Below are 20773 nucleotides of genomic sequence, written 5' to 3'. Positions count from 1 at the left end.
GTCAGCTCACTCGGGCGAAAAAGTCGGGATAGAAATACGGTCGCGACGAGGCGGGCCGAGCCCGCCTTTGTGAACGCCAGAGCCGTTTTCGCGTGCGGGCCATGACGATCCTGCGATCCTAATAGATGCGCGAGACGCGGTCGTGCTCGATCCGCCAGCAGGCTTCCCAGCCCTCATTGGCGGCGACCACCGTGACCTTGCGGCTCGAGGGCGACAGCACCTCGCTGATGATCTCGCAGACGCCGAAGCCGTCTAGCCCTTCCCGGTGTGCCTCGACGATGGAATCGCCCTCGAGCAGCACCATCGGCTCCTGTCCGTCGAGCAATGGGCGCAGGCGCGCCAGCGCTTTCCCTTGCGGATCGAGCCCCGGGATCGTGCGCACGAACTGGAAGCGGCGGCCGAGATTGGCGCGCCCGCCAAGGCTCGGTGCGGTCTCGTCATGCTCGGCATGGACACGCGCACCCGAGGCGATGTCGTAGCCGAGGTAATGGATGCGCTCGGCCGCGAATTCGGTGCGTAGGCCGGTGGCGCCGAGATCGCGCATCTGCACTGCCATCGCGGCGATGCCGAGCGGGTTCTTGTGCTGCACGGTGCTGCCGGCCATGTCGCCCTCGATGCCGAGGATCGCCGCGCCTGCGATCACCGCCTTCTTCATCGCCGCCGGCGAGAACGGCCGCTCGAACGGGAAGGCGGCCCGGCTGGCCTCGGCCTCGACCGCGATCGCCTCGAAGATCGGCGGCCAGAGCGCGGCGCGCCCGGTCGGCACCATGATCACGGTCGGCCGGCGCACCGGATTCGGGCCGGCGGCGCGGGCGAGGCGCGGCAGCATGCCGCCGAGCACGGCGCCGATTTCGGCCAGGCGCTGCGAGGCCTCGCCGGCACCTTTCTCCAGCGCAGCGCGCGAGAGCTTGAGCACGAGACGGCAGGTGCCGGCCTTGTCGGGACTGTCGAGCACAAGCCGCAGACCCGGCCTGGATGCCGCCTCCGCCAGCTTCGGCTCGTTCTGGGCGACATAGAGGCCGGCCGGTCCGCCGTCCGGCCTCACCTCGGCGAGGATGAGGTCGAACGTCTCATCGGCCGCATCCGCATCCCAACGATAGCGCGCCGAGGAGGCCTGCGCCTTCTCGCTCAGATGGTTGGCAAGGCGCGCCTTGGCCTGTTTCACCGCATTGCGCAGCCAGCCGCGTGCCGCCAGCGCGGCCGCGTCCTCGCGCTGGATCGCGCGGGCGAGCGAGGCTTCGGCGAAGGCAGGCTGCCAATGGGCGTCCTGCCCCTCCATCGCCCGGTCGATCAGCGTCGCGGCGATGCCGGTCAGTGCCTCGTCGATCAGGTCGCCGCCGACAGGCAGGCCGAAGGTCGCGAGCGTCGAATGGTTCAGCCGGTCGCCATCGCGACGTAGAGACGCGAGCGCGACGTCGCTGGTGCCGCCGCCGATGTCGAGCGTGATGAGCAGCGCCTCACCCATGTCCGGCACGGCGGCGCGCACCTCCGGCAGGCTGGCGACATAGCGTGCGGCCGCGACCGCTTCGGGTACGGTGACGGCGGCGTCGGGGAAGCTGGTCGTGCCGGGAAAGAGGCGTTCCAGCCGCTGAGAGAAGAGTTCGAGCGCGGCGCGGTAGCGCGAGGCGATCTCGTCGCCGATACCGCTCGGGCAGGAGACCAGGATGCGCGGCACCACCGGGGGCGGCGCCTGGTCCTCGACCCGCAGGCGATCCTCGCCGAGACGCAGCACATAGAGGTCGACGAGCTCGTCGAGCACATCGGCGACCAGTGGCGCGATCTCGACGGTGTTGGTGGCGACGACCCGGTCGGCCGCGGCGTCGTAGCGGTGCACCGGCTCATTCAGAGTCAGCGAGACCGCGCCGGAGGTCAGCGCGTGCTTCAGCGAGTCGATCCGCTTGCCACCTTCGGGCAGACCGGCCTGCGGCGGTGGGGCAGGGGCGGAGACGTCGTAACGCCGCGAAAATGCTTTCAGCCGTCGCGCGACGCTCGCGCGGTCCGAGCCGATCAGAGCGAGGTCCGGTAGGCTATGCGGCGCGTGGTCGGCGCGCAGATTGTTGCCGGAATCGAGCCCGACATGGCTCGGGATCAGCGGCGCAGCGCCGGCATCCTGCAAGGTTGCTTCGCCATGGCGCGGGTCGACATGGGCGGCGAGCCAGGTTCCGAGGGCCAGCGGCCTGATCTCGGTGGCGCGGCCGGCGGCACGCGGCGCGCCGGACCAGATCGAGGTGGCGGAGGCCCCGAGATCGATGCAGATCGGCAGGCGGTGGACGCGGCGGCTATAGCGCAGCGGCAGGCTCGCCTGCGCAAAGGCCTGGCCGCCCTCGTCGCCGGACTTGATCGCGAGCGAGACCGTGATCTCACCGCGCAGCACATTGGCGCCGCTGGTGCGCACGGCACGCGACAGGGTCGAGGTCAGGTTCTGCATCGGCACGACGGCGCGGCCGCGCCGGCCGAAATCGCCCTCGCGCACGATCTCGAGCGGGAACGATGTCGATGGCTCGGCGATCTCGCTCTCGCCCATGCGGCTGGTGACCTCGACCGTCAGCGGCGCGGTCCGGGTCAGCGGCCAGCGGCGCAGGTCGATCACCAGCCCGTCGCAGCGCACGATCGAGGTCTCGTCGTCCGGGTCGACCTCGGCATTGAGCCCGCCGGCGATCTCGAACTGCGCGTTGCCGCCGAGCGGGCAGGTGAAATGCTGTCCCGCGATGGTCAGCGCGACCTCGCCGCGGTTCTGGCTGCGGATCGGCACCGAGCGCGCTTCGAGCGCGCTCGACCACGGCTTGGCCGGGCCGTCCGGATCATGGCCGGCGCCGTCTTGACCGACCCAGCCGCCGAGCTTGGCGGTCAGCCTCACCTGCAGCGGCGCTTTTGGATTGGCCTGGATCGTCTCGTCGACAAAATCGAGCACGGCATCGCGCGTCAGGGTCACGTCGAGGCGCACTTCCTGACCGGCCAGCGCCGGCGCATCGGCGAGCCAGATCAGGTGCCGGCTGGTCGCGGTGCCGGTGTCCGGAAAGCGCCTGAGCGAGACCGAATGATCCATCGGCGCAGCGACGCCGAGCGAGAGATGCTGCGCCCTGAGGCCAAAGCAGCTCGCCTCGAGGGTCAGCCCGCGCCGGCCTTCGAGCACGATGTCCCTGGGGATATCGATGGCGATCTGGCCGATCGCGAGCAGCTTGCCGGCGTGCAGGGAATCCAGGTCGATCTCGACCGGCTCGATCCGCCATTCCGGCTGCGAGGCGCCGGCAAGCGCGGCGACCTTGAGGAGGCGTCGCGGCGAGGCGCGGGTGCCGCTCGCCGTCTCGACGATGGTGGAGAACGCGATCTCGATGCTGGCGTCGCCGTCGACATCGACCTGGGCTCGATGGTTCGCCACGGCGCGCATCACCGCCTCGCGGCGCAGGCCCAGCACGAGGCGCTCGCCAGCCCGGACCGCGGCCTTGTCGAGCAAAGCATTACCTTGCAGCCAGCCGATATCGATACCGCTGGCGAGGCTGGGCGTATGCGAGACCAGCGAGACCGTTACCGCCTTGACCATGTCTTCCGGCGCCTCGAAGGCGAGGAGGTCGATCAAGTCGCCGCTACGGTCGAGCGCAATGGTCGCGGCAAAGCTCCCGAGCCGGGTCTCGAGGTTGTAGCAGGGCAAGCTGGTCATGCGTCCTGCCTCGAAGCGGTGGCCGCGGCGTCGCCGGCAAGCGCAATGCCCCAGTGATGATCGAGGCCGGTCAATGCGGCGGCCGCGGCGAGATAGCGCGGCAGCATGTCGCCCGCACCGGCCCGGAGCCGGCGATAGGCGGCGCCGAAGCTGGTATCTTGGGGGTTAGCGAGCGCTCGGCCGGCGAAAGGCACCTCGGCGAAGGCGGCGTCGGCTTCGCACAGCACCATTTGCGCCAACAGCAGCCGGCTATAGCTTTCGAGCGTCATGCGCAGCGCCTGGCCGCGGCTCGTGGCTTCGCCCGCGGGACCGAGTAAGGCATCGATCTGTGCCGAGAGACCGGCCAGAGCCGGAGCGAGACTCTCGACATGCGCCAGAGAGCCGGCGAAATGGCGGCTCGTTGCCGTGAGACGCTCGGCGCCGCGCACGGGATCGCCGCCGCTATGGGCGCGCGCGGCGAGGTCCGGATACCCGGCCACCTGTTCCCAACCCCGAATGAGATCGGCGGTTGCGAGCGCCTGCTCGACCTCGCGCCGCAAGCCGGCGAAATGGCCATGCAGCAGGACGATCTCGCCCGGCGTCAGCTCACCGAGTCGTCGGGCCAGCTCGTCGGTGATCGCCGCCGACTGGCTCGCTTGCTGCGCGGCCTCGCCAAGCTCGCTGCGCATGCGAGCGACCGCTTCGAGGCCTGGTGCCGGCTGCCGCGGTGGCTGCCGCCGCAGGTTGAGCAGCAGGGTATCGAGCGGCGAGAGCCGGCGCTGGCCACTGCGCGTGGCGGCGTCCGCCACCGCCTCTTCGACTTCGGTTACGAGGCCGGCGTCGAGCCAGCTCTGATGAGCGCTCGCGGCAACATCGTGCAGCAGGCGCATCGCCCGCCGATCGTGGCCGGCCAATGCCATAGCCTCGCGGGCGAGCACTTGCGGGAGATTGGGGTCCTCGTACCAGGCAAGCAGCCGCTCTATCGCCGCCTCTTCGCGGGCAGTACCGGGCAGGGGCAAAGCGAGGCGGACGGCGCAGGCGCGTCTTGCCAGCTGCGGCTGTGTAATCCCCCGCAGCAGCATGGCGATCTGTTCGTCGAGCGTGCGTTCGCCGAGCTCGTCCGTCCGCGACGGATCGATACCCGCGGTCGCGGCAAGCGCATCGAGCAGACTTGCCGGCGCGGCGTCCTTGGCCCGCGCATCGAGCCGCGCGAGCTGCCCGACAGGCGCTGATGCAGCACGTCCGGCGATCTCATCGAGCATGGCGGCGAGGCGCGCCGGCTGGAGAGCGCTCGTGGCGCGCCATAGCCCCTCGGCCAGCCGGCCTGCGGCGAGCGCAAGATCATCATGCAGCGGTACGCTCGCGCCGGCCTCTGCGACGACCAGGGCGTTGCCGCCGCTTGCACCAAGCGTCAATCCGGTCGCGGTCGAGGCGGCATAGCCCTGGCGGTGCGAGGTCACGGCGAACGCCCCGTCCTGCCAGCGCAACGTCATTGGCGTGCCGCTGATCGTCTCGCCCTCGCCAGTCCAGGTCAGCTGGCGGCGCGGCGCGGCGAAGACGATGATTTCGTCACCCTCGACCCAATCGGGGAGCGCGATACCGGCGCTGCCGTCGGGTCGGGCCTGTGGGCGGATCAGGCGAAAGCCGCGGCGCAGCGCGGCAAGACGGCCGAGGCCGGTCGCATCGACGTCGCGCTGGTCGGTGAGCGAAGCGGCGAGCAGGTCGAGTTCGGTCTCGATGGCGAGCCGAAGTTCCTGATCGATCTGGCCCAGCGCCTGCCTGGCCTCGCGCATCGCTGCCGGCAGATGCGCGACCAGAATCACTTCGGATGCAATCTGCGCATCGTCGCCGCTGAACGAGAGTGCCAGACCGTCTGCCGGGCCGCTACGGATTGCGGTCATCTTTGTCAGAGCGGCCCGCTCATCCTCAGGGTTGAGGAAGGGGCCAACCAACAGGCGAAAGCCTTCCGTCTCCGGGCCGCTGGCCTGGTTGAAGCCGGAAGCCAGAAGCTCGGCTTGCGTCTGGGCGCCGGCCAACTCGTCCTGCAGCACGAGTGCGCCGTCGGTCTCGCGATGCACCTGCACGAGCGAAAGGCCGAGCGAGCGCCGGTCGGCTTCGTTGAGCGAAAGCCTTTCGTCGAGCTGGGCGGGAACCGTGGTCAGTCGGCCGTCTGCGGTGAGCGTCACGGCATGAAGGGCTCGGCTTCCCGTGGGTAGCTTGCCGTGCAGCGGCGTGGTCCCTGCGTCGGCGGCAGCGATCAGGCTGATACGTCCTCCGGCCTCCTCGGCCGCCAGGAAACGGATCGGGGCGCTTTGTCGCCAGATCGCGGCGACATGGCGCGACCCGTCCCAGATGATAGCGACAGGCGCCACGGAGGAAGTCACGAAAACAGGCTCCGCGAAAGACGAATGAGGCGGGATGACGCGAGGCGACCTTGCGCGATGGTCCGACGTCTTGCAAGAGATGCACCGGGCCCAACTTTCGGTGTGCGGGCCTGATCTTGTGGCCGGCTGGCCGCAACTTTGGAGACCTGCAGGGCCGGCTTGCCGGAAAGGCGGGGGTGGATGCTGACACGGAGCGGGAAGCGATGACGGCAGAAACGGTTTGCTTTGCCGCTTTGCCGGCTGCCTTGCCGGTCACGCTCGCCCAGGCCACTGCCGGCCAAGACGTGACGGCTCGTGCGCTGGCGCTGTCGGATGCCTCGGATGGGTCGCCGCACACGATTGCGGCAAGCTTCCTCGCGCCGCGCCTGCTGCCGCGCCTGTTCCGTGATTCGGGTCAGGCCACCTCGGAGGCGCAGGCGGCACTGACGAGCGCCGAGAAGCTGATCGTCCTGCTGCCGGCCGGCCGTTATGACGATGGTGTCTGGGCCCCGATCATCGAGCGCATCCTGCTCGGCCTCGATGCAGCTGCGACGCGTCCGCGCGAGATTGTTTTCGCCTGGAGCGGGCTCGAACCCTTCCTTGCCCCCTTCGGACGCCGTGCGCAGGATGTCTGGAGCGATCCGCGCCTCGTCCCGGCACTGCTCGGCGTGCTGGAACGCTCCGCCCGCTCCCTCACCTCCGTGCTTGACGCGGCCAAGGACGTTCGCCACGGCCTGATCAGGTTCGAGTCTGCCGGCGACGGAACGGGGTCGGCGCAGGCGACGCTCGCGCTGGCCTGAACGCATAGGCGGGCGACTACTTCCAGACCAAGGCGTTGGCGAGGTCGCGCCGACCGCATTCCAGCGACATCGCGTTGACGGCGGCGCGGTAGCCCTGCAGCGAGTAGACCACATGGGCCGGACGCCCCTCAGGCGTGGTGCCGCTAATCTCTAGCGTCGTGCCTCGATTGTAGCCGGCAACCGCGTCCATATCGAGGATGGGCTGACCGTTCGAGCCTTGCTTCATCGGGCGGATGAAATTGCCGGAGGCGGTCGGGGCGGCATTGAGCCGGCGCATCGCGCTGCCCTCGTTGATCACTGCCTCGAAGGGCGCGCCAGGCTTGTAGTAGCGCTTGTCCTCGATCAGATGCTGGAGATCGTTGGTTCCACCGCTGCTGGTCTGCAACAGGATGAAGGGCGCCTGTTCGCGCCAATAGCGCGGTGTTGCCTCCTGCGCTGCGGTGTAGGCAAAGCAGGTGCGCTGGCCGGTGCGGGGATCCTCGGAGACGCTGGCGTACCAGTCCTGGAAGCGGCGCAGAAGCCTGCCGGGCGCTTCGGGCACCAGCATATCCTTGGTGTCGACCGCACGGGCCCGCAGTTGGAAATCCTGTGCGACGGGGCCGGCACTGCCGACCCGGATCGTGTACTCGCCGGGGCCGAGCTTGTAGCGCCGCAGGTTCGGGCGGCTCGGATTGGCGATGTGGATGGTCTTCATCGGGGCGTTGTTGCGGCCGAGCACGTCGACGGGCACGGTCGGGTGCGGCCCACGGACGCTGCCGGTCGGAATATCGACCTCGACATAGGATTCCTGCACGACCAGGAAGGGGTATTGCTGCAGGGCCCGGCCACCTTCGATGCGGGCATTGATCCGCATCGGCGTCTGGTCGAGCCGCGGCGTCTGGGCCGTCGGGCCGAGCGCGGCCCATTGCTGCATCGTCGGCAACTCGTCGAGCGTGACCAGCCCGTCCTCGGAGACCGGTGTCGTGTTCCGGCGGTTGACACTGACCGAGATCCGGTAGCCCAGCGGGCGCGGGTCGACAGTGACCATGCCTTCCCAGCGCTTGTCCTCGGCGCCGGCGGGGTCATGTGCGATCACCAGCGAGACATGGCGCTCGGCCCGGATTTTGGTCTCTTTCTCCTCGGCATTCTGCTTGCTCAGCGCGCGCCGCAGCTTGTCGGAGAAGAATTCCTGCCAGCCGGGGCTGACGGGCAGGCCGCTCAGCATCCTGACCGAGAGCGTGACGGGGTTGGAGGTGTCGACAGAGGCCGCCCAGACGCCGGCTGCGACCCGGTTGAAGAGCTCGTCGGTCGAGCTGTACTCCTCGCCGATGAAATCCTGCGAGACGGTGAAGGGGTCGAGGCTCGGCGAGCAGCTCTCATAGCCGTTCCAGCCATGCGCGGACAGGTTGAAGCGCGCTGCCGCGCCGACCTTTTGGCCTGACGCCCGGACCTCGATCTGGATCTTGGCGAGCTGTTCCTTGCTATTGCCCGCCATCGGGCTGTCGAGCACCCCGGTATCGACGATGCCCTTGATCGGGTCGATATCGAGCCAGGGCGCCATCGAGACGCCCGGAATGTTCGAGAATGCAGCTCTGATCTGCTGCATGATGTTATTGCCCTGATCAGTCGTGAAGGCGTCACGGGTCGCAGGGCGCGAGGCAATGCCGATGGCGACCGGCAGCTTGAGCTGCGGGCATTGCTGCTGGATGCGCTGCCAGAGGAGCTGGGCGGCGGAGCCGAACGGATTGTACGGGTCGAACCCGGCCATCATCTGCGTTTGCGCCGTAACCCCCACCGGTGATGCCGCCGTAAGGCAGGCAACCGTCAGGCAAAGGGCTCGTTTGGTCAGCGCTCGCGCAGTCATCTCGGTTCGATACTCATGGGGTCCTCCCTCGCAAGCGAGGGAGGACCGGTTCTCGTTTCGCCCGCGGCTCAGATGCCGGAGGCTTCGTTGGTGGCCAGATTGACCTCGACCTGGTCGGTGCCGGCGGCCTTGCCTTCGCGGGTCACGCTGCGCTCGACGACGCGAATGCGCTGGCCCTGGCTGTTGTTGTAGGTGCGGACGGTGCGGGCGCGGACGGTGACGTCCTGGCCGCTCGAATTGCGGAAGCGCTGAACGTTCGAGCCGCCCGAGCGAGCAGCGATGTAGGCGGCTTCGCGAGCACGCTCCTTCTCGATCGCGTCGGCGATGACGAGACCGGCAACGCCGCCGATCAAGGCGCCGATCAGGGCACCGCGGCCGCCGCCGACTGCGCCGCCGATCAGGGCGCCCGCGCCGGCGCCCATCGCGCCGCCCGCGGCGACGCGTTCCTGCGACCCGGTGCAGCCGCCGAGCAGGAGCGCGCCCGCGACGAGGATGGTTCCGGCTTTCATGGTCTTGGCATGCATCACGTCACCCCAGTAAAAGATTGTTTCCAAAATCCATGGCGCCTGCAATCTGGCAGCTCTTGCATCCGGTAGAGCCAGTTTCGCAAAACCCGGGCAAGACCATACGGCGCCACACCCGGCATCTCTTCCATATTGGCCATTTCTGGGCAAGAGCCAGCGCAGTTTGTGACGATTTCGATAATCTTTAAAATGTTCGCAGACCCGAACCTGCCTCGAAAGCCAACAAAAACCGGGACTGACGGGCTGCCGCGTGATCGCTGCTCCGTCGTGGTGGCCGTCGGCGGCGCGACATCTTTAAAAACCCGAGGTTCATCTTTAATGCTTTTCCGGCAGCTGTGGTTAATTCGCCGCGGTCCGCTGCGTCCTTACCGCGATGAGTGACGTTTCGTCACGCGCATCGGCATCCCGTCACGCGGCCGCAGTGTGATGCGCTGGGTCGGCATTGGCGCCTCCTCGTTCGCATAGTCGAAACGCAGGTGCCGGAGCAGCGTGGCAAGCACGATCACCGCTTCCACCATGGCGAATTGCTGGCCGATGCAGATTCGAGGGCCGGCGCCGAACGGCAGATAGGCATAGCGTGGGATAGCCTCGCGAGCGCCCGGCAGGAAGCGCTCGGGCCGGAAACGGTCGGGCGCCTGCCATAGCGTCTCATGCCGGTGCAGGAGATAGGGCGAGATCACGACCAGCGCACCCTTCGGGATGACGCAATGCCCGGCGGCGACATCGTCGGCCAGTGCCGTCCGCGACAGGGACGGAACGGGCGGATAAAGACGCATCGCCTCCTCGATCACCGCGCGGGTGAGAGAAAGGCGCTCGCCGGACAGGGCAGCCGCTGCGAGGTCCTCTCCGGCTGCATCGATTTCGGCCTCGAGCGTGTCGCGCACGTCTGGTGCGAGCGAAACAAGATAGAGCGACCAGGTCAGGGCGTTCGCGGTCGTCTCGTGGCCGGCGCCGATGAAGGTGACGATGTTGGCGCCGACCTCGGCCTCGCTGAGCCCTGTGCCCGTCTCGGGATCGCGCGCGGCGAGCAGCGCGTCGAGTAGGTCGGGCTTTTCTGGCTGCCAGCCGCCGCCCGCATGCAGTGCTTGCCGCTCGGCGATGATCGCCTTGACCTGCGCTTCGAAGAAGGAGATCGCCGGTCGTGCCATCCACCGCCCGACCCGCGGCAGCCAGGCGGGCGCACCGAGCACGTCGAGCGGGTCGATCCGCCCTTGCGTCTCGAAATAGCGCGTCAGGGCCTTGCCGAAAGCGTCGGCACCGCCGGCGATCGCGTTCGAGAACATCGTCTCGGCCAGGATGTCGTAGGTCACGCGCGTCATGTCGGCCGAGATATCGACGATGCGGCCGCTGCGCCGGCGTAGCATGCGGGCGACGGTTCGCTCGGCCGGTGCGACCATGCGCTCGGCCAACGCCGTGACCGAGCGCGGCGTGAACAGCGGCGCCAATGTCCGCCGCGCCCGTTTCCAGACTTCGCCCTCGGCCGTCAGCAAGCCTTCGCCGAGCCCGGGCGCCAGGATGGTGCGCTGGAGATCATCCTTACGGTAGTTGGCTGCGTTCTCGACGAGCACATGCCGGACGACGTCCGGATCGGAGACGACGACGCCGTAGCCGAACAGGCCCTCGCCGGCGACGATCGGCTCGCGGAAATGCCGTGTTCGCCAGATCGTCAACGGGTTGCGGCGCAGGCGCAGCAGCAGTTCGAGCCGGCCGAACTCGCGCTCTTCCGGCACCGGGGCCGGTGGGCGCCGCCGACGGGCTTGCACCGCAGACATGGCAGCATCCGCTGTGATCATGGCTCTCCTCGCGGAGCCGAAGCCGAAGCCGACTAGGTCAGCTCAATCGGAACCAGCTCTGAGGGGAACAATCTCCTGCCGGTTTTAGGCATTCCCAAGGCGCAAGTCGCATGCCAACCCGCTCTGCGATTGTTGCATTGCAGAGAATAATCCACGCAATCTTGTGCAGTGCACAATAAGTGCTATTTTAGGCGTCCAAGGAGCCATTGAGATGCCCGAATACAAGAATCCTCCCCCGCGCGTCCTGCGTCCGCGTGTCGAACTGCCGACCTTGGAAGAGGCGGTGACGGCGGCGCAGTGCATGAGCGATTCGCCGGAGCAGCAGGCCGAGCTCGCCGCCCAGCTGATGGGCGTTCCCGTTGCCGAGGTCGTGCCCTTCATCCGTAAGGCCGCGCACCGCACCACGGTGATGACGCCGAATCGCTCCGTCGTCGTGGTCCGCCGGCCGACTCGGACCTTCTCGCCGCGCCTCGCCGAGGCGATGCGGCGCTGAGCGGCGTCTCTGCCGCTTTCCGAATTTTGAGACGCCGGGAGCCAGAAATGGCTTCCGGCGTTTTGCTTTCCAGACTGCAAAACAGTCCCGTCCGACCTGAAATGCTCAGTTCCGAGCGCCGATCTTGTCGAGGATCGGGCAGTCCGGTCGCTGGTCGCCATGACAATTACTCGCTAGATGGCGCAGCGTCGCCGCCATCGCCTGCAGCGCGGCGGCTTTTTCTTCCAGCTCCGCGACATGCTTGAGTGCGAGCTGTTTCACGTCGGCGCTGGCCCGCGAGCGGTCGCGCCAGAGCGCAAGCAGCGCCCCGGTCTCGTCGACCGAGAAGCCGAGGCTGCGGGCCCGCCGCACGAAGCGCAGCGTATGGACGTTCGGCTCGGTATAGACCCGGTAGCCCGATTGCGAGCGCGCCGGCGGCTCGATCAACCCGATCTGCTCGTAATAGCGGATCATCTTGGCGCTGACGCCGGAGGCTTCGGCGGCTTGTCCGATATTCATCCCATCCTCCCAAAGGCGGTGGCCGGAGCTGCGCCTGACGCTGCCGCAGTGATGTCCTGCCGCACCGCGAAGCGACGCAGCCTGAGCGCGTTGGCGAGCACGCTGACACTGGAGAAGGCCATGGCGAAGCTGGCGAAGACTGGCGACATCAGCACGCCCCAGAGCGGGTAGAGCAGCCCGGCCGCGACCGGGATCAGCAGCACATTGTAGCCGAAGGCCCAGCCGAGATTCTGGCGGATGTTCGCCATCGTCGCCTTGGACAGGCCGATCGCCTCTGGCACGTGGCGCAAATCGCCGGAGATCAACACGATATCGGCGCTCTCGATCGCGATATCGGTGCCGGCACCCATGGCGATGCCGATATCGGCCTGGGCCAGCGCCGGCGCATCGTTGATGCCGTCGCCGACGAAGGCGACCTTGCCGCCACCCGCCTGCAGGCGCTTGACGATCGTGGCCTTGTCGGTCGGCAGCACCTCGGCCTCGACGGCGTCGATGCCGAGCCGGGCCGCGATCGCCTCGGCGGTGGCGCGGTTGTCGCCGGTCACCATGACGATGCGCAGGCCGAGTGCCTTCAGGGCGTCGATCGCGGCTGCCGTGCCCGGCTTGGCCTGGTCGGCCACGGCGACGAGGCCGGCAAGCCTGCCGTCGATCGCGACATAGAGCGGGCTTTCGCCATCGCGCGCGGAGGCCGCAGCCTTGTCGGCGAAGATCGCAGCATCGACGCCACGCTCGACCATCAGCCTGGCCGAGCCGACAAGGACCGCGCGGCCCTCGACCCGGGCCGAGATGCCGAGGCCGGGCTCGGCCGCGAAATCGGCGGCCGGAGCGAGTGCAAGACCGCGCCGCTTCGCTTCCGCGACGATCGCCTCGGCGGAAGGATGTTCCGAGGCACTCTCCGCCGAGGCGGCCACACGCAGTGCTTCCTCCTCGGTGAAGCCCTCGGCAGCGATGAAGCGCGTCACTTCGGGCCGCCCCTTGGTCAGCGTGCCAGTCTTGTCGAAGGCAATGGTCGAAACCTCGCTCAGGCCCTGCAGTGCCGCGCCCTGGCGGAACAGGATGCCGAGCTCGGCGGCGCGGCCGGTGCCGACCATGATCGAGGTCGGGGTGGCCAGGCCCATGGCACAGGGGCAGGCGACGATCAGCACCGCGACGGCATTGACCAGCGCATAGGTCAGTGCGGGCGAGGGGCCGAAGGCGAGCCATGTCGCGAAGGTCAGCAGCGCGACGGCGATCACTGCCGGCACGAACCAGTTGGTGACGCGGTCGACCAGCGCCTGAATCGGCAGCTTGGCGCCCTGCGCCTGCTCGACCATGCGCAGGATCTGGGCGAGCAGCGTGTCGGCGCCGACCTTCTCCGCCCGGAAGCGCAGCGCGCCGTTGCGGTTGATGGTGCCGCCGATCACGCTGGAGCCGACGCTCTTATGGGCGGGTGCCGGCTCGCCCGTTACCATCGCCTCGTCGACATAGGACACGCCCTCGACGACCTCGCCGTCCACCGGGATCTTCTCGCCCGGCCGGACCAGCACGAGATCGCCAACCCGGACATGCTCGATCGCGATCTCGCTCTCGACGCCGTCGCGCAGCACGCGGGCCGAGCGCGCCTGCAACTGGACCAGCCGCTTGATCGCCTCGCTGGTCCGGCCCTTGGCACGGGCCTCGAACCAGCGCCCGAGCAGTATCAGCGTGACGATCACCGCCCCGGTCTCGAAATAGGTGTAGTCCGTGCCGGCCGGCAGCCAGTCCGGCGCGAAGGTCGCGACCACGGAATAGGCATAGGCCGCCCCGGCGCCGAGCATGACCAGCGCGTTCATGTCGGGCGCAGCCCGCATCAGCGCCGGCCAGCCCTTCAGGAAGAAGCGCAGGCCCGGCCCGAACAGAACGATGGTGGTGAGGCCGAAGGCGATGAGCTTCAGCACAAAGGCGTCGACGCGGGCGTAGAGCCAGTGATGGAAGGCTTCGCTCAGATGCGGCCCCATCTCGAGCACCAGCAGCGGCAGCGTCCCCAGTGCCGCGACGACGACTGCGCGACCGAGCGCATTCTGCTCCGCCTCGCGGCGCGCGGCGGCATCGCCGTCGTCGCTGCGCCCTTCGTCGAGCGGCTTGGCCTCGTAGCCGGCGACGCTGACGGCCGCGACGAGTGCCGGCGTGATGCTGCCATCGGCGATCCGGACGGTGGCTCGCTCGGTCGCGAGATTGACTTCGGCGTTGAGCACGCCCGGGACGGCGCGCAGCGCCTTCTCGACCCGGCCGACGCAGGAAGCGCAGGTCATTCCCGAGATCGCAAGGGTGATATCGGTCGCGCCTGGTTCGTAGCCGGCGCCGCGGATCGCTTCGGCCACCGCCTCGGCGCTGCCGCCGGCCAGCGTCACCCGGGCCTTGCCGGTTGCCAGGTTGACTTGAGCCTCGCTGACGCCCGGAACGGCGGAGATCGCCTTTTCCACCCGTCCGACGCAGGACGCGCAGGTCATCCCGTCGACGGGAATATCGATCGTGCTCTGCCCGCTTGCGGGCGCTTCACGCTTCGCATGCATCGTCATGACGCATCACCTTCCTTCTCTCGTTGGAAGATGGCTACACCTTCCCATCATGGGAAGGTCAAGCGGTTACTTTTGTGGATTGCCGCGACGGCTTGGACGGCTTCCTGCCGGGCAGAAACCGGGTGTCGCGAGCCGCCGCCGACGCGTTTGATCGCCGCCGACAGGACCGGTGAAGGACGTGGAACATGGCGGCGGCACTCCGTAAGGCGGGTAAGCAAACGATGGAAGCGGCCGTCACGGCCCTGGACTGGCAGCGGATCGAGAATGAGCTCGACGAGCACGGTGTCGGCTTGACCGGGCCGCTGCTCGATCCAGGCACCTGCGCTGCGCTGAGCGGGCTCTATGCCGAGCCTCGACACTTCCGCAGTCGCATCGTCATGGCGCGTCATGGTTTCGGCCGCGGCGAATACCAGTATTTCGCCTATCCGTTGCCGGATGTGATCGCGGCGCTGCGTCCGCTGATCTATGCCCGCCTCGCGCCGATCGCCAATCGCTGGAATGCGGCGCTCGGCATCGACCAGCGCTATCCGGAGAGGCTCGGCGACTTCCTCGCGCTCTGCCATGCGCAAGGTCAGGAGCGGCCGACGCCGCTGCTGCTGAAATACGGCGCCGGCGACTACAACTGCCTGCACCAAGACCTCTATGGCGACCTGTTCTTCCCGTTCCAGATGGTGATCCTGCTCTCCGAGCCGGACCGGGATTTCACTGGCGGCGAGTTCACTCTGGTCGAGCAGCGCCCGCGCATGCAGTCACGGCCCGAGGTGGTGCCGCTGCGACAGGGCGAGGCTGCGATCTTCGCCGTGCAGCACCGGCCGGTACAGGGGACGCGCGGGGCCTATCGCGTCAATCTGCGCCATGGCGTCAGTCGGGTGCGTTCGGGCGAGCGCTATACGACCGGGCTGATCTTCCACGATGCGCGTTGAAATAGCCGTCAGGGTGCCTTGAACTTCAGGCTGCGAAGGATCGCGCCCAGTGCCGGCTCGTCGACGAGGTCGGCTGCATCGGCCTGGGTGAACCATTGGCAGCGGCGCTGTTCCTGTTCGGGCCAGGTCGGAAGCTGGTCCTTCACCGCGAGCAGATAGAGCCTGACCTTGCACAGCACGAAATCGCGCGCGCGCCGTTTCCAGTAGATGTAGCGACCAACGGGCTTCTTGCCGACCTCGCCGATGAGGCCGGCTTCCTCCATGGCTTCGCGCGCCGCGGCTTCATGGCCTTTTAGCCCGCGGATCGGCCAGCCTTTCGGCACGATCCAGCGCTGCGTCTCCCGCGTCGTCACCAGCATGATCTCGACGATGCCATCCGGCCTGTGCCGGTACGGTATGGCGCCGATCTGCACCTTCGGCTCTGCCGCCCGCTTGCCGGCTGCCGCCTTTGCCACTCTTGCCGACCTCCACGTCGCCTGCCCAAGCGGCAGCATATGGTGATTCGCATATGAACTCGCCAGTGGATTGTATAGCCGGCAATTCTTCTCCGGCTTCGGGCGGCCGCCGAGTGCGCTCGCCGTCGCGTGGGTGGCGCTGATGACTATCCGCCCCGCCCGCCTCGCGAAATGGTGATCCGGACGATCCGGGCTTGCGCCACTTGGTTGTCGAGGTCCGGGAGCGGGCGAGGTCTGCGCGCCTCGCCTGCGTTCACATCTTCTTGCCGTCCTTGCCGTATTGCTTGAGAAAGGCGGTGAGATCCGCGATTTCCTTCTCGTTCTTGATGCCGGCGAAGACCATCTTGGTGCCGGGGATCTTGGCCCTGGGATCCTTGATGTAGTCGGCGAAGACGGCCTCGTCCCAGGTGATGTTGGCGCCCTTGTTGGCGGTCGAATAGCTGTAGCCCTCGACCTCGCCGGTATGGCGGCCGAACAGCCCGTTAAGCTGCGGGCCGACCAGGTTCTTGGCGCCTTCGCCGATCTGGTGGCAGGCGCGGCACTTGTTCCAGGAGCGTTCGCCGGCGGAGATGTCCTGCGCTGAGGCGGGGGAAGCGGCAATCGCGGTGAGGGCAAGCAGGGTGGCGCTGGCGATCAGTCTCATCGGGTCGTCCTTCTTCGACTTAGACGCCTTCTGAGATAGCGCGGCCTACCCGGTTGGATACGGGGCAGTTCGTCGCGGTGGTCGCTAACAGCCGCTACAGGGCCCCGATCCACTCGGCCACGTTGGCGGTGAAGGCATCCGGGCGGGAGATCGGGAAGAAGTGCCCGCCTGAATCGAGCAGCGTCTTGCGTGCCCCGGGCATGGCGGCCGCGAGCTCCTCCTGCAGGAAGGCGGGTACGATCATGTCGTCGCGGGTGCCGAGGATCAGCGTCGGCACGTCGATCTCGCCGGCCCAACTCGATCCGTCGAAGGAGCGCAGCGCGTCGATGCGCTCGCGCACGATCTGCTTCGCCTCCGGGGTTTCCGGTGCCGTCGCGACCGCCGTCTCGTAGACGCTCCAATGCGCTTCGAGCCAGGTCGGTGGATAGGTCATCAGCGCTGCAGTCGCCGCATAGGCGCGCGGATGCTGGTCGAGGATGGCAAGGCGGGTCTCGAACAGCGCGGTCATATAGCGGTTCTGCTTCAACCAGCCGCCGCTGATGATCAGCCCGTCGAGCCGCTCCGGCGCCTGGCGTGCCAGAGACAGGCCGATGCAGCCGCCGGTCGAGTGGCCGAGGACGGTGGCGCGTTCGATGCCAGCGGCATCGAGCACGGCGAGGCAGTCACGCGCCAACTGATCGATCGTGCAGGGCGCGCTGCCGCGGTCGCTGGCGCCGATCCCGCGCTGATCGAAGCGCAGCACCTTGAAGGAGCGCGCGAGCGTCGCGGCATTGTCGTCCCAGAAGGCGGCGCTGCCGGCGAGCCCGCTGACCAGCAGCAGCGGTCGACCCTGGCCCTGCGACAGCGCGCGCAACATGGCGCCATCAGGCAGTTTCACCTGAAATTCGCCATCGATCTCGGTCGGCCTGGCCGCGCCGGCGGTGGTTCCATCAGGAGCGTCGTGCTGGTGCCGTCGCGCTTGTGTCATGGCTGCATATCCTTTGGCGCGGGAAGGCTGGGTGGCTGTCCGGGAGTGAGGGCGCGATCGTCCGGCGCCGCTATTCCCGGCGCATTGATCTGGATCACACGGATGGTGTGCCGCTGCGGCCCGGATGCGGGCCCCAACCGGACGGTCTTGCTGGCGGCTTGCCCTGCCATGCCGACCTCCCTTGCGTTTCCCTGGTCAACGATCATGCCGGGAGAAGCGCTGTGTCCAGCCGCCTTTCCTCATGGCGGCATTGGCTTAGACGCAGATCGGGCTATCAGGAAAGAGCGCTGTCATGCGCTGTGCGCATGCGGACGCCGACTACAGGCAGTTGACCCAGAGCACGCGGGTGACGCCGTCGTGCTGGTTGGCGAAGCGATGCGGGCGCGAGGAGAGGAAGCGGAAGCTGTCGCCCTCGCGCATGACCCAGCTCTCGTTCTCGACATTGAGCAGCATGGTGCCGCTGAGTACGAGGCCGGCTTCCTCGCCATTATGGATGTAGTGCTCGTCGCCGGTGCTGGCGCCGGGCTCCATCTCGACGATGAAGAGGTTGAGCTTCGCGCCCTCCGCCTGCGGCGTCAGCAATTGCTTGCGGATACCGGAGCGCCAGAGCTGCAATTCGCCACGATCCGATTGGCGGACGATGGTCGCGGTCGGGTCGGCGCGCCGTGTGTCGGTGGGGAAGAGCTCGGAGATCGCAGTACCGAGCGCGTCGGCGACGGCAGCGAGCACGCGCAGCGTTGGCGAGGACAAGCCGCGCTCGATCTGGCTGAGGAAGCCGATCGACAGCCCGGTGCGGCTCGCAAGCTCCTCCAGCGACAGCCGGCGGGCGCGCCGGAGTTGGCGCAGCCGCGCTCCGATCTCGCGGTCGACATGCAGATGCGGCAGGTCGGTGGCAGGCAGGCTCATCGCGATTCCTTCATGGCCTATTTCATGTGCATGAAAATCGCTTGCCGGCAAGATCGTCCTATGCTCGTATCTTCATGCTCATGAAAATACGAGCCGGCGCCTGACCGGGCGTACGGACAAATGAGGGGACATTGCCATGGAACGCCGGACCTTCCTGACCCTATTGGCTGGAGGCGCTGTCGCCGCTTCCGTATCGCCGGCCGTCGCTCAATCCGTCCTCAAGGTCGGCTCGACGCCGACCGGCATGCCGTTCACCTTCCTCGATACCAAGACCAACACGATCGAAGGCGTCATGGTCGACCTGGTCAAGGCGATTGCCGCGGCTTCGGACCTGAAGGTCGAAGTCGAGGGCATGCAATTTTCGACGCTGGTCGCCTCGCTCACCTCGAGCAAGATCGATCTGATCTCGGCGGCAATGTACATCACCCCGGCCCGCAAGGAGGTGATCGACTTCTCCGATCCGATCTACACCTATGGTGAGGGCCTGCTGGTCCCGGCCGCGGACAAGAAGGATTATGTCGAACTCGCCGACATGAAGGGCTACACGGTTGGTGCCCAGATCGGCACCGCCTATGTCGAGGCGCTGCAGAAGACCGGCCTATTCCCCGAGGTGAAGCTCTACAAGACCTCGCCGGACATCCTCGCAGACGTCAATGCCGGCCGCGTCCAGGCCGCTTTCGCCGACGCGCCGATCATGGCCTACACGCTGAAGCAGGGACAGTTTCCGAATGTCCGGCTGGTCAAGTCCTACAAGCCCATCATCACCGGCTCGGTCGGCATCGGCGTGCGCAAGAGCGACGGCGAACTGCTCAAGAAGGTCAATGCTGGCCTCGCCAAGGTCAAATCCGACGGCACGCTCGACAAGATCCTCGCCAAATGGGGACTGGAATAAGCGAATTGGAGACCTGTCGGCCTATGCCGCGGCCGGGTCCAGCGCGATCCGGCTGACGGGCTAAGGCCGATCCATCGCCGCGACCTTCCCGTGACGCCGAGCTCCGATGCAAGTTTTTTTGCGTGATGCCGCCCAGTTCCTGCCCCTGCTGCTTCAGGGGCTGAAATTCACGATCCTGGTGACGCTCGGCTCGCTGGCCTTGTCGACCGCGCTCGGCCTGGTCTGGGCGCTGATGCGCGTCTCGGGCATCAGCTGGCTCGCCTTCGTCGCAAAGGCGGTCGTCAACACGCTGCGCGGCATCCCGATCCTGGTGCAGCTCTTCTACATCTACTTCGTCTTTCCCGAATTCGGCGTGGCGCTCTCGGCATTGCAAGCCTCGATCATCGGCCTTGGCATCGCCTATTCGGCCTATCAGTCCGAGAATTTCCGCGCCGGCATCGAGGCGGTCGATCCCGGCCAGATCGAGGCGGCACAGTCGATCGGCATGGGCTGGGGCATGATGATGCGCCGGGTGATCCTGCCCCAGGCGGTCAAGATCGTGCTGCCGCCCTACGGCAACATCATGATCATGATGCTGAAAGATTCCTCGCAGGCCTCGACCATCACCGTGGCCGAGCTGACCTTGCAGGGCTCGCTGCTGGCGTCGTCGACCTTCAAAAATATGACCGTCTACACGCTGGTGGCGCTGCTCTATCTCTCGATGAGCCTGCCGCTGATCGCCTTCGTCGGCTGGCTGGAACGCCGCTTCGGCAAGGGAGCCAAGCGATGATCGAGCTCTCCGGAGTCACCAAGAGCTTCGGCACCCACCAGGTGCTGAAGGGCATCACGGGGAGCGTCCAGCGCGGCGAGGTCGTCTGCCTGATCGGCCCGTCCGGCTCCGGCAAGTCGACGATCCTGCGCTGCATCAACGGGCTCGAGGCCTATGATGGCGGCTCGATCCTGATCGACGGCGCCAAGGTCGACCGTGCCGATCGCTCGATCGTCGGCATCCGCACCGCGATGGCGATGGTGTTCCAGCGCTTCAACCTGTTCCCGCACCGGACCGCGCTCGAGAACGTCGTCGAGGGGCCGATCCATGTGAAGAAGGAGCCGGCCGCGCAGGCGTTGGAGCGCGGCCGCGACCTGCTCGCCCGCGTCGGCCTCGCCGACAAGTTCGGCGCCTATCCGGCCCAGCTTTCGGGCGGTCAGATGCAGCGCGTCGCCATCGCCCGCGCGCTCGCCATGCAGCCCAAGGCGATCCTGTTCGACGAGCCGACCTCGGCGCTTGATCCAGAATTGGTCGGCGAGGTGCTCGGCGTGATGAAGAGCCTCGCCGAGGAGGGCATGACCATGCTGGTCGTCACCCACGAGATGGGTTTTGCCCGCGAGGTCGCTGACCGCGTGCTCTTTTTGGATGGCGGCGTCATCGTCGAGGAAGGCGCTGCCCGCGAGGTGCTGAGCGCGCCGCGCAATCCGCGCACGCAGGACTTTTTGCGCCGCGTGCTCAAGCCGATCTGAGG

At 67.5% G+C, this 20773-nt stretch carries 17 protein-coding genes; 6 read left to right on the top strand and 11 right to left on the bottom strand.

Annotation, left to right across the window (positions count from 1 at the left end; genetic code table 11):
• Window positions 1-118 precede the first annotated feature (118 nt).
• Both BLM15_RS18820 and BLM15_RS18815 read right to left on the bottom strand, forming a co-directional pair.
• Window positions 119-3658: an acetate and sugar kinases/Hsc70/actin family protein gene (locus BLM15_RS18820; RefSeq protein ID WP_126114183.1), complete on the bottom strand. Its 3540-nt coding sequence runs from the start codon at window positions 3656-3658 to the stop codon at window positions 119-121.
• A complete protein-coding gene (locus tag BLM15_RS18815; protein ID WP_126114182.1) occupies window positions 3655-6021 on the bottom strand; it encodes a hypothetical protein in 2367 nt (788 codons plus the stop codon). Before BLM15_RS18815 ends, BLM15_RS18820 begins: the two co-directional genes overlap by 4 nt.
• A 203-nt stretch (window positions 6022-6224) precedes the next feature.
• On the opposite strand from BLM15_RS18815, the gene BLM15_RS18810 reads away from it, so the two are divergent.
• Window positions 6225-6800 (top strand): hypothetical protein, encoded by a 576-nt coding sequence (locus tag BLM15_RS18810; RefSeq protein ID WP_126114181.1) that lies wholly within the window; start codon window positions 6225-6227, stop codon window positions 6798-6800.
• A 16-nt stretch (window positions 6801-6816) separates the two neighbouring features.
• Here BLM15_RS18810 and BLM15_RS18805 read toward each other — a convergent pair whose 3' ends face one another.
• The 3 genes from BLM15_RS18805 to BLM15_RS18795 form a co-directional block, all read right to left on the bottom strand.
• Window positions 6817-8550 carry a hypothetical protein gene (locus BLM15_RS18805; protein ID WP_126114180.1) on the bottom strand — a complete coding sequence of 578 codons (1734 nt, stop codon included), beginning with the start codon at window positions 8548-8550 and terminating at the stop codon, window positions 6817-6819.
• A gap of 161 nt (window positions 8551-8711) precedes the next feature.
• Window positions 8712-9152, bottom strand: a complete 441-nt coding sequence (locus tag BLM15_RS18800) for a glycine zipper domain-containing protein (protein WP_126116255.1) — start codon at window positions 9150-9152, stop codon at window positions 8712-8714.
• 380 nt (window positions 9153-9532) lie between these two features.
• Complete coding sequence (locus tag BLM15_RS18795; protein ID WP_164547575.1) at window positions 9533-10939, bottom strand: cytochrome P450; 1407 nt, start codon at window positions 10937-10939, stop codon at window positions 9533-9535.
• A 232-nt stretch (window positions 10940-11171) separates the two neighbouring features.
• Between BLM15_RS18795 and BLM15_RS18790 the strand changes: the two genes are divergently transcribed.
• On the top strand, window positions 11172-11453 hold the full coding sequence (locus BLM15_RS18790) for a hypothetical protein (RefSeq protein ID WP_110492257.1): 282 nt from the start codon (window positions 11172-11174) through the stop codon (window positions 11451-11453).
• 105 nt (window positions 11454-11558) lie between these two features.
• Here the strand turns inward: BLM15_RS18790 and cueR are convergent, their stop codons facing one another.
• Entirely contained in the window at window positions 11559-11951 is a 393-nt protein-coding gene (gene cueR / locus BLM15_RS18785) for a Cu(I)-responsive transcriptional regulator (RefSeq protein ID WP_126114178.1), read from the bottom strand.
• Window positions 11948-14488: a heavy metal translocating P-type ATPase gene (locus BLM15_RS18780; RefSeq protein ID WP_206438541.1), complete on the bottom strand. Its 2541-nt coding sequence runs from the start codon at window positions 14486-14488 to the stop codon at window positions 11948-11950. The genes cueR and BLM15_RS18780 overlap by 4 nt, the downstream gene beginning before the upstream one ends.
• Window positions 14489-14673: 185 nt before the next feature.
• Between BLM15_RS18780 and BLM15_RS18775 the strand changes: the two genes are divergently transcribed.
• Window positions 14674-15411, top strand: coding sequence for a 2OG-Fe(II) oxygenase (locus tag BLM15_RS18775; protein WP_126114177.1), 738 nt, complete (start codon window positions 14674-14676; stop codon window positions 15409-15411).
• An 8-nt stretch (window positions 15412-15419) separates the two neighbouring features.
• Here BLM15_RS18775 and BLM15_RS18770 read toward each other — a convergent pair whose 3' ends face one another.
• The 4 genes from BLM15_RS18770 to BLM15_RS18755 form a co-directional block, all read right to left on the bottom strand.
• A complete protein-coding gene (locus BLM15_RS18770) occupies window positions 15420-15866 on the bottom strand; it encodes an NUDIX hydrolase (RefSeq protein WP_236846350.1) in 447 nt (148 codons plus the stop codon).
• Window positions 15867-16119: 253 nt separating this feature from the next.
• On the bottom strand, window positions 16120-16509 hold the full coding sequence (locus tag BLM15_RS18765; RefSeq protein WP_126114175.1) for a c-type cytochrome: 390 nt from the start codon (window positions 16507-16509) through the stop codon (window positions 16120-16122).
• 94 nt (window positions 16510-16603) lie between these two features.
• A complete protein-coding gene (locus BLM15_RS18760; RefSeq protein ID WP_126114174.1) occupies window positions 16604-17476 on the bottom strand; it encodes an alpha/beta fold hydrolase in 873 nt (290 codons plus the stop codon).
• A gap of 318 nt (window positions 17477-17794) precedes the next feature.
• Window positions 17795-18382 (bottom strand): helix-turn-helix domain-containing protein, encoded by a 588-nt coding sequence (locus tag BLM15_RS18755; protein ID WP_126114173.1) that lies wholly within the window; start codon window positions 18380-18382, stop codon window positions 17795-17797.
• 136 nt (window positions 18383-18518) lie between these two features.
• On the opposite strand from BLM15_RS18755, the gene BLM15_RS18750 reads away from it, so the two are divergent.
• The 3 genes from BLM15_RS18750 (at window position 18519) to BLM15_RS18740 (ending at window position 20771) form a co-directional block, all read left to right on the top strand.
• Window positions 18519-19274, top strand: a complete 756-nt coding sequence (locus BLM15_RS18750; protein ID WP_126114172.1) for an ABC transporter substrate-binding protein — start codon at window positions 18519-18521, stop codon at window positions 19272-19274.
• Between the two features lie 106 nt (window positions 19275-19380).
• Window positions 19381-20043, top strand: coding sequence for an amino acid ABC transporter permease (locus tag BLM15_RS18745; RefSeq protein ID WP_126114171.1), 663 nt, complete (start codon window positions 19381-19383; stop codon window positions 20041-20043).
• Complete coding sequence (locus tag BLM15_RS18740; protein ID WP_126114170.1) at window positions 20040-20771, top strand: amino acid ABC transporter ATP-binding protein; 732 nt, start codon at window positions 20040-20042, stop codon at window positions 20769-20771. Before BLM15_RS18745 ends, BLM15_RS18740 begins: the two co-directional genes overlap by 4 nt.
• The last annotated feature ends 2 nt before the right edge of the window (window positions 20772-20773 follow it).

It is taken from the genome of Bosea sp. Tri-49, assembly GCF_003952665.1.
GTDB lineage: Bacteria > Pseudomonadota > Alphaproteobacteria > Rhizobiales > Beijerinckiaceae > Allobosea.
This window is presented reverse-complemented; position numbering and strand designations above follow the sequence as displayed.

Bases quoted from the DNA above. Each gene is read 5' to 3' on its own strand.
- BLM15_RS18805 (WP_126114180.1), bottom strand. From the start codon at position 8,550: ATGATGGCCGGGTTCGACCCGTACAATCCGTTCGGCTCCGCCGCCCAG.
- BLM15_RS18755 (WP_126114173.1), bottom strand. From the start codon at position 18,382: ATGAGCCTGCCTGCCACCGACCTGCCGCATCTGCATGTCGACCGCGAG.
- BLM15_RS18750 (WP_126114172.1), top strand. From the start codon at position 18,519: ATGGAACGCCGGACCTTCCTGACCCTATTGGCTGGAGGCGCTGTCGCC.
- BLM15_RS18745 (WP_126114171.1), top strand. From the start codon at position 19,381: ATGCAAGTTTTTTTGCGTGATGCCGCCCAGTTCCTGCCCCTGCTGCTT.
- BLM15_RS18765 (WP_126114175.1), bottom strand. From the start codon at position 16,509: ATGAGACTGATCGCCAGCGCCACCCTGCTTGCCCTCACCGCGATTGCC.
- BLM15_RS18775 (WP_126114177.1), top strand. From the start codon at position 14,674: ATGGCGGCGGCACTCCGTAAGGCGGGTAAGCAAACGATGGAAGCGGCC.
- BLM15_RS18780 (WP_206438541.1), bottom strand. From the start codon at position 14,488: ATGACGATGCATGCGAAGCGTGAAGCGCCCGCAAGCGGGCAGAGCACG.
- BLM15_RS18760 (WP_126114174.1), bottom strand. From the start codon at position 17,476: ATGACACAAGCGCGACGGCACCAGCACGACGCTCCTGATGGAACCACC.
- BLM15_RS18810 (WP_126114181.1), top strand. From the start codon at position 6,225: ATGACGGCAGAAACGGTTTGCTTTGCCGCTTTGCCGGCTGCCTTGCCG.
- BLM15_RS18740 (WP_126114170.1), top strand. From the start codon at position 20,040: ATGATCGAGCTCTCCGGAGTCACCAAGAGCTTCGGCACCCACCAGGTG.
- BLM15_RS18820 (WP_126114183.1), bottom strand. From the start codon at position 3,658: ATGACCAGCTTGCCCTGCTACAACCTCGAGACCCGGCTCGGGAGCTTT.
- BLM15_RS18795 (WP_164547575.1), bottom strand. From the start codon at position 10,939: ATGTCTGCGGTGCAAGCCCGTCGGCGGCGCCCACCGGCCCCGGTGCCG.
- cueR (WP_126114178.1), bottom strand. From the start codon at position 11,951: ATGAATATCGGACAAGCCGCCGAAGCCTCCGGCGTCAGCGCCAAGATG.
- BLM15_RS18800 (WP_126116255.1), bottom strand. From the start codon at position 9,152: ATGAAAGCCGGAACCATCCTCGTCGCGGGCGCGCTCCTGCTCGGCGGC.
- BLM15_RS18790 (WP_110492257.1), top strand. From the start codon at position 11,172: ATGCCCGAATACAAGAATCCTCCCCCGCGCGTCCTGCGTCCGCGTGTC.